The sequence below is a fragment of the Phocaeicola sp. genome (genome assembly GCF_057861905.1).
Genome location: NZ_DBMACV010000008.1, coordinates 1 through 13,299, shown reverse-complemented (window position 1 = coordinate 13,299; position 13,299 = coordinate 1). Strand labels below are relative to the sequence as shown.

Below are 13,299 nucleotides of genomic sequence, written 5' to 3'. Positions count from 1 at the left end.
TCTTCTTGAACAATAACGGCTGCAAAGTTACTCATTTTATCTGTAACTATTTATTATCAGATAGTTAAAAGCAACATGTTTTATCATTTATTCACTCTATAACAATAATCAGCGTAGCTTCGGAAGGCATTGTATCGAATACGAACTTGGCATGCGAGGTAGCATTGCGTACACACATGTGTGAACGAGGCGTCGTACCCAGCGACCAACTGTATTCGATCATGGCTGTACGAGGAACATTGACAGGCACTCCGTGTATATATGCGCCGTTGGTAAACCGTGATGCATAAGGAGCATACCCTCCGGTAGCCGATCCTCCGTCTTTCAAAAAGACCATCTTTGCTTTCTTTTCCTGCAACAGAAACATTCCCAACGGGGTTTCCTGAGCATACGGCGGACGATGCACTCCCGTTGTAGCCGGATTCATACTCCGAATGGCCCATTCACCTTCGGAAATCCGCTCTAAGGTCGCAATATTCTGGTCGCCCCGATCCACAAAAATGACATGATGAAAGACTGCACTGTCGGGCAATACACGAATATAACGTGGAGGAACAAGATATTCGGTATCTTCTACCACAGGAGTTATACGCAGGAAACTGCCTGTCTTTCCCCGGAGATAAGCCAGCGAACCATCCCGACCGTAACGTTCGGGAACGGAAGAGTCGGTTGTAAGATAAAGAGGAACCGACTGATATCGTTCTACACCAAGTGTATCGGCTACACGTCCGTACGCATTGCGGATATAACGTCGTACCAAAGGTGCTTCGCTGTTGAAGTTCTTATAATTTCTCAGCACGACCCATTGTGACGTATCACGATGCATGTTTTCAATAAAAGCAAGACATTTGCGAATCGTTTCCCATTTGAAACTGCGTACCGTATCGCCGTAAGGATAAGTATCTTCGAGCGTATACTGATCATAAAGCAAATCTTTTGTCAGATGAATATCGGCAGCGACAAGAAGTTTCGGAGTACGATCTGCCGTATCAGGAAAGACAAGGGTATCGGAAGGCAATTCTGTATATTCCGACAAACGGGGCACATCGGTTTGTTGTTCTCCGCAAGCATACAATAACAAGCAGGCAGCCAACAGCAATATAGAGAAGCCCTTTTCCATAGCAAAGTGGTTAATGTTCATTGTAAAAGTAATAAAAAAAATTCAAAAGAAAGAATCTTTTATCTAATAAACAAGCCACATTGTGAATTTGTTGTAATCTCTAAAAAAAACAATCCGGAGCAAACGAGAATAAGCTGAATGCTTTCTCTCGTTTACTCCGGATAATATCGAAGTATATATACACGTTCTGTTTATCCCATCTTTCCTGTCAGGTAGGCACGTGTACGTTCATCTGTCGGATTATCGAACATCTTGTCTGTACGGTCATACTCTATCAGCTCACCCATATACATAAACATTGAGTAGTCGGATATACGCATAGCCTGCGACATGTTATGAGTCACAATCAAGATAGTCACATCTTTCTTCAAATCATCCATCAGTTCCTCTATGTACTTGGTAGCAATAGGGTCCAGAGCCGAAGTCGGTTCATCCATCAGCAACACATCTGGCTTCAGGGCAAGTGAACGTGCAATACACAGACGCTGCTGCTGACCTCCCGAAAGGAAGGTTCCACGCTTCGTCAGTGAATCTTTCACTTCATCCCATAAGGCAACGCTACGTAAGTTTCGCTCTACGATTTCATCTTTTTCCGATTTTGAAAGACGGATACCGTTCAGCAAATAGCCTGCCAGCACATTATCGTAGATATTCATCGTAGGGAACGGGTTAGGACGCTGGAACACCATACCGATACGGCGGCGTTCTTCCATCGGTTGCATCTGAAGGACATTCTCACCATTTAACAGAATTTCTCCTGTTACACGAATGTTTTTATAAAGTTCGTGCATACGGTTCACAGCACGCAGCAAGGTACTTTTTCCGCAACCGGAAGGTCCCATGATAGCCGTAATGGTATTTTTCTGAATGTCTGCCGACACATGCTTCACAGCCATCGTACTGGATGTATACGAAATACAGACATCCTTTATTTGTAATATCGGGTCTTTTATATTTTCCATTTCTTTGCGATTCGTTTTGCTAATAAGTTCAGACATAATACAAAGGTGAGCAGGAACAACGAAGCTCCCCAGATAAGGCTCTGCAAGTTGGGATCATTGAAGAATTCCCAGATAAGCAAGGGAACTGCCGACATCGGTTTGGTCATGTTCCAGCTTACTGCGGCACCACCCAGTGCAGTAAACATCAGCGGAGCAGTTTCACCTACTACACGCGATATTGCCAGCAAAATACCTGTAAAGATACTACCCAGAGCCGAAGGTAACATTACTTGCAACATAACACGCCAGTAACTTCCTCCCAGCGCCAGTCCGGCTTCCTTTAATGTATCCGGAAGGACTTTCATGGTTTCTTCCGTTGAACGGATAATGAGCGGCAGCATCATGATAAACAATGCTACGCTTCCGGCTATGGCCGAATATCCTTTCATGGGCACCACCACCCAGATATATGTAATAATACCGATGATGATAGAAGGAGTACCCTGAAGTAAGTCGGTAAGATAGCTTACAATAATTGCGAACCAGTTCTTGCGGTATTCAGACAGACAGATTCCGCAGAATACACCAATAGGAATGGCAACTACAGCTGCGAGCAACAGCATCAGGAAAGTACCGACAATGCCGTTGGCAATACCTCCGGGAATATCCTGCCCGGCGGAAACAGCCTGCATTGCCTTATATGCATTAGGAGTTGCTTCGGTAATAAATGACCAGCCAAGCTGTTTCCATCCTTTTACCAGTACTTCTCCCAGAATGGCCAGCAAAGGAATTGCCGTAAGTCCCGAAAGCACACAGACCAGAACATAAAGCAACCGATTCTTGAATATACGGATTCGAATGTTATTATCACGTACCATTTATACAAATTCTGTTTATTGATTATACATGTCTTGCCTTACGTATCAATATTTTTCCAATCATATTGATAACGGCTGTTATGAGGAACAATAACAATCCGATGGCAATCAGTGACGAAAGTTTCAGTCCGTCGGCTTCACCAAACTGATTGGCAATAATGCTGGCCATCGTATTACCCGTAGTACGCAGAGTTTCGGGCATCTGATTAGTGTTTCCTATCAGCATCGTAACGGTCATGGTTTCACCCAATGCACGACCTATCGCCAGAATATAGGCTGAGAAGATACCCGATCCGGCCATTGGGAAAATAACCCTGCGGATAACTTCTGCACGAGTGGCTCCCATGGCGTATGCTCCTTCTTTCAAATCGGAAGGAACCATCTTAATGAATTCCGAGCTCAGAGAAGCTGCATAAGGCACAATCATTATGGCAAGTACAAAGGCTGCGGTCAAGATTCCCGAACCTTGCGGAGAGAGATTCAGATGCATGAATACATTACGCAATACATAAAATCCCCACAAGCCATAAATGATAGAAGGAATACCTGCCAGCAAGTCGGTAACAGTACCCAGTACCGCCGCAATTTTCTTTCCTCGGAAATACTCACCAGTAAATAAAGCGACCGGCAAAGAAAACGGGATACACATCAATAAAGCAAGAATTGTAGTAAGTAATGTTCCGGTAATGAACGGAAGAGCACCGTAACTTTCTTTTCCTGCCGTTGTTACCCAATCGTCTGAAAAGATAAAGTTCCAGAAGCCAAAATGCTCGAATGCTCCGGAGGCATCGACAGTGAGGGAATATACAATTCCCCCACCGATGATAGGAATAATAACAGCCGACAGAATAAGTAAAACTCTAAAAATTTTGTCTTGCATAAAATATCAGCTTTGCAATGATTATCTATTACTTTAAAATCGGCTGACCCTGATATGTCACAGTCTTAAGATTTGCCAGACTCTGTTCGATGGCTTTCTTAGGCAGCGGAGCATAGTGCACTGTAGCAGTAGTCTGCTGTACGCTGTCACTTAACATGTACTGCATCAAGTCTACTGTTGCCTTTGCCTGAGCTTCCGAACGGTCTGAATAGTTCTGTTCCTTATAAATCAGCAACCATGTGAAACAACTGATAGGATAAGCTCCGGCCGCATCGGCGTTAGTAATAGAGCAACGGGTATCTTGAGGAATATCACCTGCAGCAGCCGAAATGCTTTCGGTAGACGGAGAAACTAATTCACCACGCTGATTCTTGACTGCGGCATAAGGAATTTTCTGTGCAAAAGCATATTCGGAACCAATGTATCCCAAAGAATATGGAGTCTGTGCAATGATACCTGCTACACCCGGATTACCTTTGGCTGCCTGTCCTACAGGGAAGTCAACAGTTTTTCCTGCTCCATAGGTATTCTTCCAGCTTTCGCTGACTTTAGACAAATAATCGGTAAATACAAATGTAGTACCACTACCGTCTGAACGATATGCAAGAATAATTTTCTTAGCCGGCAATTTTACATCCGGATTCAATTCCTGCAAACGTGCATCGTTCCAGTCTGTAATTTTACCTGCATAGATATCGGCTATGATATCACCAGACAAGTTCAATTTTACTACATCCGGCAAGTTATAGGCCAGTACGACAGCTCCCATACATGTCGGGATGTGAACTACCGGATCCATTTCTTTCATTTCAGCATCACTCAGGAACGCATCACTTCCGGCAAAGTCGACAATACCATCTTTCAGGTTACGAACACCTCCACCACTACCGATGCCACCGTAAGATACTTTATTGTTGTGTGTTGCACTATATCCTTCAAAGCTCATGTTATAGAAAGGCAATGGGAATGTAGCTCCCGCACCTGTTAATTCAACGGAATCTGTTGATGACTTCTGTCCACCACATGCAGTAACAGCCAAGGCCATTATACCTGCTACCAAAGACAAATAATGTTTTTTCATTGTTTATTAATTTAATAAATTGATTTTTCTTATATTGGATTTTCTCTTTTTCTTTAGATTCACATTAAAGTGAGAAGGAAGCATTCAGATAAGCATAATAAGAATCGGGGGGACTTCCCGACTTGGGCGACCATATACGGAAGTTCGGAGCCAGCTTAATGTATTTTCCAATCCGGAATTCTGCGCCGACCATTCCTGCCATACCATCCCCCTCTTCATTCCATTTATCCTTTGATGTCAGGTAATCCCAACGCCCAAAAAGTCCTATTTTCTTAGTCAGATTAATGGTTGTATATGCAGAGATACCGCTCTGATCGCATCCGTCGGTATACCCTGTATTCGTCTGATAATTATATTCAGCAGCCAGTGAAAAAAATTTATTTTTGAATCCTATGAAAGAAGCCAGATTCGTAATGCCTTTATCTGTTTTTTCGGCAGCTTCGTTGAAAGAACCATACAAGCGGATAAACAGATTTTTTACGGGCGTCAATGTCAGACCGGCACCATACTGTAGTCCATCTTTTACCTGCACCTGCTTATATCCTTCACCGTTTGCCAGAATAACATCTGCCGAAATATAACGATTAAAATCATAGGCAACAGAAACAGCAAGATCGGCACTGCTTCCAAACTTGTATTCATCTTGGAAAGATTTCATTACATAACGTTTCTCCCAGAAACTTTCCTGAAACTTGAACTGGGTAGTCGAAATAAGACCGGCATTCAATGTCCATTTTCCACGTTCCCATGACAGCATCGCATTCTTTACGAAACCTATACGATGATGATCGTCTACATCTTTGGACTGTCCGAAATCGGCAACGACTTTTACTTGCAATTCTTTCGACAAGTCGTACTGGTATCCCAGATAAGCGCGGTCAAGATTGAAACCACGGTCATCGTTTACATGACCGAATCCGGAATGAACATCGGAAAAGATTGTAATGATAGCCTTACCCTTGGGAGCTTCTTCTTTACCTTTGTCCTCTGCATGCATCGGTACAACTGCATATCCCAGCAAGCCTGCAACAATGGCACACCGTTTCTTTAAATTCTTTTTATTCACTATACATCTGCTTTTTATTTCGAGAGCAAAGGTATAAGTAACAAGTAACTTGGTTATGTCATAAATATTACAAAACTGTTACATCCTCATCGGGAAAACGAAGTGTTTCTACTTTTTCCAAACGAGCACGCAGGCGGGGCATCAGCGATTTACGTATACGCAGGCGCATAATGCAATCCATGTCGTACGACTGTTCTAATATCTCGGGCGCCTCTTCTTTTACGATACGCATCACATCATTCATAAATGGATATTCAAAGATAATCTTTACATCCTGATCTACTGTCTTTTCTATTATCGTAGCCTCGGCAATAGCTTGCGCCGCTGCGGTACGGTATGCCACAATCAGACCGCTCGTACCCAGCTTAATACCTCCAAAATAACGTACTACGATAATCAAAATATCGGTCAGCTCATTCGAATTGATTTGTCCGAGAATCGGTTTACCTGCAGTACCAGACGGCTCGCCATTGTCGTTGGCACGGAACTCTTTCCGTTCTGCTCCCAACATATAAGCATAGCACACGTGACGTGCATCGTAATATTTCTTCTGATACTCTTCCAGATGTGCTTTCACCTCGGTCAGCGTGCGCACAGGAATGGCTATCGCAATAAACTTACTTCTTTTTTCGGTATAAACAGCTTCTGACTGTCCTTCTATGGTTTTATATGTATCTTCCAACACGATTCGGATTTATCTAATTTTGAAATATACTATTTATTACTTCGCAGTATGTGTACCCGGATTGTATTCATCAGCGATTTTCCGATTATAATCAGCGTAACAGCTGTCAGTACCAGAATAATCCCCAAGATAATACGTGGAGTCAGACGTTCTCCAAATACCAGTACCCCAAAAAACAATGCTGTAATCGGTTCCAACGCTCCCAATATAGCTGCTGGCGTAGATCCGATATAATGGATAGATTTAGTCATGGCAATCAGTGAAATCACTGTTGGAAACAAAGCCAAAGCTATAGGATTTACCCATAATGCAGGAGTCGTAATAATATCAAGTTGCGTACAAAACTTAAGACGCACAACAAACACACTCAAGCCAAATAATAATGCATAGAAAGTCAACTTGGATGTCGGCATGTCTTTCAATGAAGAACGATTTACTCCAATAATATAAACAGCATAAGTCAGCGATGAAGCAAAGACCAGCAAAACACCTACCAGATTTAATGTTTTACCACCTTCTCCTTTGTACAACAAGGAAATTCCGAGAAAAGCCAAGGCTATGGAAAGAGCGGTTATAACAGAAACCTTTTCCTTAAAGCACACAGCCATAATAATGGCTACCAGCACAGGATAGACAAAAAGTATGGTAGAAGCTATTCCTGCGTCCATATAATTATAGCTCAAAAATAATGTAAGCGACGAAAAGGCAAAGAGCATTCCCATTACAAACAGTGGCAATATTTCGGAACGATGTAAGACAAACGACTGCTTCTGCATTTTCATCAACAAAGCAAGCATTACTACCCCCAGACCGTAACGATAAAACAAGACTGAATCGGCACTAATACCATCGGAATACAGCGGTAAAGTAAACAGAGGATTAAGACCGTAACTGGCAGCAGCTACAGCACCGTAAACAAAACCTTTGAATGTATTACTAACCATGTAAATGTCTATTTTTCAAAACCGGCAGCAAAGGTACACAATCTTAAGCAAAAACATCCGGCCAAACAAGAAAAAGGTCAGGATATTTTCGCTAAAATGTCCTGACCTTTCACAATATCAGACTCAACCTTTGCCAGAAAGGACTTCCCTTTCCGGCATACAAACCATATTTATGCTACAGCACCCACCAGTGCTCTTTTACGGTTTGAAGAGAAATCTTACAAAAGGAAGGGAATCTGATATATTTTGTCAAACTATCATTTCAATTTATGTATAACTAATCCAGATCGAAGTTTAGGTTCGAACCAGGTAGTTTTAGGAGGCATAATATTGCCTGTATCGGCAATATCCATCAGTTGCTTCATGGAAACCGGATAAAGAGCCAATGCCATTTTCATTTCACCACTATCTACCCGCTTCTTCAATTCACCAAGTCCCCGGATACCTCCGACAAAATCAATACGTTTATCTGAACGCAAATCCTTTATACCTAAAATTTCATCCAAAATCAAATTCGATGAAATGGTAACATCCAAAACTCCAATCGGGTCATTATCATCGTATGTATCAGGCTTTGCCGTCAGGCTGTACCACTTGCCGTCAAGATACAAGGAGAAATTATGAAGTGCAGCAGGCTTATATACTTCCGAACCTTTATCCACTACATCGAAATGTTTCCTCAAGGCTTCCAAGAATTGTGCGGAAGTTAATCCGTTCAAATCTTTCACCACGCGATTATAATCGATAATGGTAAGCTGGCTTGCCGGGAAACAAACAGCCATGAAATAATTATATTCTTCATCACCCCGATGGTTAGGATTCTCCTTCGCTTTCTCCGCTCCAACCAAAGCAGCTGCAGCACTACGATGATGACCATCAGCTATGTATAAAGAGGGCATCGCGGCAAAAGCTTTCGTAATAGCAGCTATATCCTCATCCTGATCGATCACCCAAAAGGTATGTCCAAAGCCATCATCGGGAGCAACAAAATCGTAGACCGGTTTCTTAGCTGTATATTTAGCAACAATTGCATCCAGCACCGCATTATCCGGATAAGCAAAAAAGACCGGCTCAATATTAGCATCGTTCACGCGTACATGCTTCATACGATCTTCCTCCTTGTCCCGGCGTGTCAGTTCATGTTTTTTAATTACGCCATTCAGATAATCGGGAACATAGGCTCCAACTACCAGGCCATATTGTGTTTTACCATTCATGGTCTGTGCATAGATATAGTAACAGTCTTTCTTATCCTGCACCAGCCATCCCTTATCCTGAAACATCTGAAAGTTCTGCACAGCTTTATCGTACACACACGGATCATGCTCGTCAGTTCCTTCCGGAAAATCAATTTCAGGCTTGATAATATGATAAAGTGATTTTTCATTCCCGGCAGCCTCAGCACGAGCCTCAGCCGAGTTCAACACATCGTAAGGACGGGAAGCAACCTGCTCTACCATTTCCTGAGGTGGACGAATCCCCCTAAACGGTTTAACTACTGCCATAATGTTTGAAGTTTCTTAAAAAATAATACAAAGTTCTGAGGCATATAGAAAACATACAAGCATTTGACACACCGTCATTTTCATCTATGCATCATTGATTTTTCTCACTTTTTATTTACGCGATACTTCTCGCATCCATCTTTCAGGAATCCGACAATCTGACGTGCAGCAGCAATACCAGCATTAATATTAGCTTCAGCAGTCTGAGCACCCATCTTCTTAGGAGTTGAGAAATAGCGTCCTGGAAATCTGGCAGAAAATTCTTCGTGACGAACCGGCATAATATCAGTCACATATTTCAAATCCGGACGATCATTCATCAAGCGAATCAAATCATCTTCATTAATAACTTCTTTACGGGCAGTATTGACCAGCAAACCATTTTTCGGCATACGGTTTACCAGATCATAATTAATTGAATTTTTCGTTTCAGCAGTAGCCGGAATATGTAAAGAAACTACATTACATTGCGTATACAATTCTTCGGCAGAATCTACAGGTTTAATGCCATCGGCTAACATTGCTTCTTTCGGGCAATATGCATCATAAGCATAGATTTCCATGCCGATACCTTTTGCTATACGAGCAACATTACGGCCTACATTGCCATAAGCATGTATACCCAACTTTTTACCTTTCAATTCTGTACCAGCCTTTCCATCATAGAAATTACGTACAGCCATAATCATCAAGCCAAAAGCCAGTTCAGCCACAGCATTGGAATTTTGTCCCGGCGTATTCATAACACAAACGCCATGAGCTGTAGCAGCCTCCAGATCAACATTATCGTAACCAGCACCTGCACGAACGACAATCTTCAGTTCAGGAGCAGCATCTAATACTTCCCTATCAATAATATCACTACGAATAATAATGGCATTGACATCTTTTACAGCCTCAAGGAGCTGAGCTTTTTCAGTATATTTTTCAAGCAAAGCCAATTCATAACCAGCTGCTTCAACTTCCTTACGGATACCGTCGACAGCTATTTTTGCAAACGGTTTTTCTGTTGCTACTAAAACTTTCATAACTATCAGATTTAATATAATAAAAATGGCACACAGTCCCGCACACCGTCTATCCGTGCAGGTCTGTGTGCCTTCTATAACAAACTTGTTAATTAATGCATTTTTTCAAATTCCTGCATGCAGTCAATCAATGCCTGAACACTCTCTATCGGCAAAGCATTGTAGCAAGAAGCACGGAATCCACCAACAGAACGATGACCTTTAATACCCACCATTCCCTTTTCTGTCGCAAATTTCAAGAAATCAGCTTCCAGATCTTTATACTCATCAGCCATAACGAAGCAGATGTTCATATACGAACGGTCTTCTTTGACTGTAACAGTACCACGGAACAATTTATTGCGATCAATTTCGGCATACAGCATATCGGCACGCTGTTTAGCCCGACGCTGCATTTCTTCCACTCCACCCTGAGCTTTCAGCCAGCGCAAAGTCTGCAAAGCTGCATAAATAGGAACGACAGGAGGAGTATTAAACATTGAACCTTTATCTACATGAGTCTGATAATTCAGCATGGTAGGAATATAGCGAGAAACCTTGCCCAAAGCATCATTCTTTACGATAACAAACGTAACACCTGCCGGAGCCAGATTTTTCTGTGCGCCACCATAAATACATATATATTTTGAAACATCCACCGGACGGGAGAATATATCGGATGACATATCAGCTACCATCGGAACATCTACATCCGGATCGGCATGGAGTTCAGTACCATAAATCGTATTATTGGTCGTGATATGGAAATAATCCACGTCAGCCGGTACAGTATAATTCTTCGGGATATAGGTATATCCATCTTTTTCGGAAGAAGCAACTTCGACAGTTTCTCCGAATGCCTTTGCCTCTTTCAATGCTTTTTTCGCCCATGTACCAGTATTGAGATATGCAGCCTTCTTTTCAAGGAAATTATAGGGAACCATACAGAACTCCATGCTTGCTCCTCCACCCAGGAAAAGTACTGAATATCCTTCAGGAATATTCAAAAGTTCTTTAAACAAGGCAACAGCCTCGTCTACCACCGGCTGAAAGTCTTTAGCGCGGTGACTGATTTCCATCAACGAAAGTCCCGAACCATTATAGTCAAGAATAGCCTGAGCTGTTTTTTCGATCACTTCGCGAGGCAATATCGAAGGTCCCGCATTAAAATTATGTTTTTTCATTTGGAAGTTTGTTTTGGTTAAACATTGATTCGTTCTTACATTTGCGAATATAGCTATTATTTTTAGACTTCCAAAGGATTTCGTAATATTTTTATACCTATAAAAGCCTTTTTATAACAAATTACACAAAACAAACCGTTTTAATTTACATATTGACACATGAGATAGGCTCTATGACTTTCCGTCTGAACTATAGCCATAGCATTTTGAGAGATTTTTTATATAATCGCAGGTAACACTATCACAAAGTTATCATTTAGCCAGTTCTATCAAAGCTTTTACCCCCTTAATCTTTTCATTTTGCACGAGTTTTAACACTTGTTTGTATTTAGAGCGTAAAACCGCAGCAAAAGCATAATGATCTTTTACATCTACACGACCTATGTCCTCCTTTCCTAAATTTCCTTTCTTAGACAGGAAGCCGACAATATCGATTTTATTTATTTTATCTTTTTTCCCTTTACCTATATATAAGGTAACAAAATCGGGCTGCACCGGTTTAGGAGTAATAGCCGGTAATATATATTCCTCAGGATCTTCCTTTATATAAGAAGGCAATTGCTCTTCAGCGTAAAGTATGACATAAGCACTACCATTGGCCTCCCATCGGGCAGTACGTCCATTGCGGTGTACAAATCCATCTTCTGCAACAGGAAGATGATAGTGAATAACATTTTTTATATCCGGGATATCCAGTCCACGGGCAGCCAGATCGGTTGAGATGAAAATATGGCAACTGCCATTTCGGAACTTGTATAGCGCACGCTCTCTATCATCTTGTTCCATTCCTCCATGGAAAGTTTCACAATACACTTTCATGGAATGTAAATAATTTCCTACCCGTTCAACACTCTCACGATGATTGCAAAAGACCAATGTGGATTGATTACCTAAACAGCATAATAATCTATAAAGAGTTTCCAGCTTATCTTTTACCGGAGAGATCACTTTATACAAACGTAAGCGTTCAGAAACGCCTCCATCCGGATTGAGAAAGTTCAGCTTTATTGTACGGTTCAACCCCGTAAAACGAGGTATTTCCTCAGTATCGGTAGCAGAAAGCAGAAAACGTCGACGCAAATTAGGTAATTTACCTATTACTGCTGCCATCTCTTCCTGAAAACCAAACTCAAGACATTTATCGAATTCGTCAATCACCAGCAGATTAACGACAGTAGCATCAAAGTTCAGCTTTTCAAGATGATCATTCATACGACCCGGAGTTCCTACTATTACCGATGGACGAATTCCTTTCATTGTACGATGTTCATCCATAGCCGGTCGCCCTCCATAACAACTCATAATAGTAAATCCCGTATTCATCGACTTGAACACCTGCTCTATCTGTAATGCCAACTCTCGAGAAGGAACCAATATTACAGCCTGTACTCCTTCTACCTCAGACTTTAATGATGAAACAAGAGGCAACAAATAGGCCAATGTCTTACCTGACCCTGTTGGGGATAAAAGAATCAAATCACACCCTTCACGGTAAGTATCAATGGCCACTTGCTGCATGGCATTCAATTGTTCTATTTTTAAATTTGCAAGTATAGTCTGTATATTCATAAAAGCAGGATTTTAATTAAGTTATACGCAAATATAAATAGAACTCATGATATTCTCAGCATTTCAGTCAAAGAAATAAAGCAGGGGCAGACTGCAAGATGAAGTAAAAACGTTTATCCTTAATACAGAAAAATAGCCGTCTGCCCCGAATGGTATTCCTTATTTTAAATATTCAAAAAAGAATCGTTCTATCTTGTCGTAAGGAATAACCCCTGCCTGATTATCGTACAAATCGACATGACTTGCTCCAGGAATAATCATCAACTCCTTGTTGTCACCTTTCAATTTTTTGAAAGCATCTTCACTAAAATATCTGGAATGCGCTTTTTCTCCGTGAATTAAGTACATGACAAAAATTTGAATACATCGAATTTGGGTGTGTATGTCGGTCGGAAAAGCACGTTTGAGATTTCCTCAAGACCATACTTGACCAATGACT

The 13,299-nt window shown here is 41.5% G+C and carries 12 protein-coding genes and 1 pseudogene; all 13 read right to left on the bottom strand.

The genetic code is table 11. The annotated features are described in order from the left end of the window. Positions 1-91: 91 nt before the first annotated feature. Entirely contained in the window at positions 92-1,120 is a 1,029-nt protein-coding gene (locus ACZM60_RS02610; RefSeq protein ID WP_021971145.1) for a L,D-transpeptidase, read from the bottom strand. A 191-nt stretch (positions 1,121-1,311) separates the two neighbouring features. Next, a complete protein-coding gene (gene pstB / locus ACZM60_RS02605) occupies positions 1,312-2,082 on the bottom strand; it encodes a phosphate ABC transporter ATP-binding protein PstB (RefSeq protein ID WP_021971144.1) in 771 nt (256 codons plus the stop codon). Then, positions 2,070-2,939: a phosphate ABC transporter permease PstA gene (pstA, locus tag ACZM60_RS02600; RefSeq protein WP_418586956.1), complete on the bottom strand. Its 870-nt coding sequence runs from the start codon at positions 2,937-2,939 to the stop codon at positions 2,070-2,072. The genes pstB and pstA overlap by 13 nt, the downstream gene beginning before the upstream one ends. Positions 2,940-2,961: 22 nt before the next feature. Continuing rightward, positions 2,962-3,819, bottom strand: a complete 858-nt coding sequence (pstC, locus tag ACZM60_RS02595) for a phosphate ABC transporter permease subunit PstC (protein ID WP_340318452.1) — start codon at positions 3,817-3,819, stop codon at positions 2,962-2,964. A gap of 28 nt (positions 3,820-3,847) precedes the next feature. Further along, the gene (gene pstS, locus ACZM60_RS02590) at positions 3,848-4,900 is read right to left on the bottom strand and encodes a phosphate ABC transporter substrate-binding protein PstS (RefSeq protein WP_021970968.1); all 1,053 of its coding nucleotides are present in this window, start codon (positions 4,898-4,900) and stop codon (positions 3,848-3,850) included. Between the two features lie 64 nt (positions 4,901-4,964). Continuing rightward, positions 4,965-5,966, bottom strand: coding sequence for a hypothetical protein (locus ACZM60_RS02585; RefSeq protein ID WP_489520730.1), 1,002 nt, complete (start codon positions 5,964-5,966; stop codon positions 4,965-4,967). A 67-nt stretch (positions 5,967-6,033) separates the two neighbouring features. Beyond that, positions 6,034-6,651: an IMPACT family protein gene (locus ACZM60_RS02580; RefSeq protein WP_489520729.1), complete on the bottom strand. Its 618-nt coding sequence runs from the start codon at positions 6,649-6,651 to the stop codon at positions 6,034-6,036. Between the two features lie 29 nt (positions 6,652-6,680). After that, the gene (locus ACZM60_RS02575) at positions 6,681-7,595 is read right to left on the bottom strand and encodes a DMT family transporter (RefSeq protein WP_418586767.1); all 915 of its coding nucleotides are present in this window, start codon (positions 7,593-7,595) and stop codon (positions 6,681-6,683) included. A gap of 257 nt (positions 7,596-7,852) precedes the next feature. Next, entirely contained in the window at positions 7,853-9,100 is a 1,248-nt protein-coding gene (locus ACZM60_RS02570) for a DUF1015 domain-containing protein (RefSeq protein WP_021970964.1), read from the bottom strand. A 104-nt stretch (positions 9,101-9,204) separates the two neighbouring features. Continuing rightward, positions 9,205-10,128: an NAD(P)-dependent oxidoreductase gene (locus ACZM60_RS02565; RefSeq protein WP_489520728.1), complete on the bottom strand. Its 924-nt coding sequence runs from the start codon at positions 10,126-10,128 to the stop codon at positions 9,205-9,207. A 92-nt stretch (positions 10,129-10,220) separates the two neighbouring features. Continuing rightward, positions 10,221-11,291 carry a 3-phosphoserine/phosphohydroxythreonine transaminase gene (gene serC, locus ACZM60_RS02560; RefSeq protein ID WP_021970962.1) on the bottom strand — a complete coding sequence of 357 codons (1,071 nt, stop codon included), beginning with the start codon at positions 11,289-11,291 and terminating at the stop codon, positions 10,221-10,223. A gap of 252 nt (positions 11,292-11,543) precedes the next feature. After that, positions 11,544-12,860, bottom strand: coding sequence for a DEAD/DEAH box helicase (locus tag ACZM60_RS02555; RefSeq protein WP_489520727.1), 1,317 nt, complete (start codon positions 12,858-12,860; stop codon positions 11,544-11,546). A 159-nt stretch (positions 12,861-13,019) separates the two neighbouring features. Then, positions 13,020-13,202 (bottom strand): annotated as a pseudogene (locus ACZM60_RS02550) (alpha/beta hydrolase); the annotation flags it as partial. Positions 13,203-13,299 lie beyond the last annotated feature (97 nt).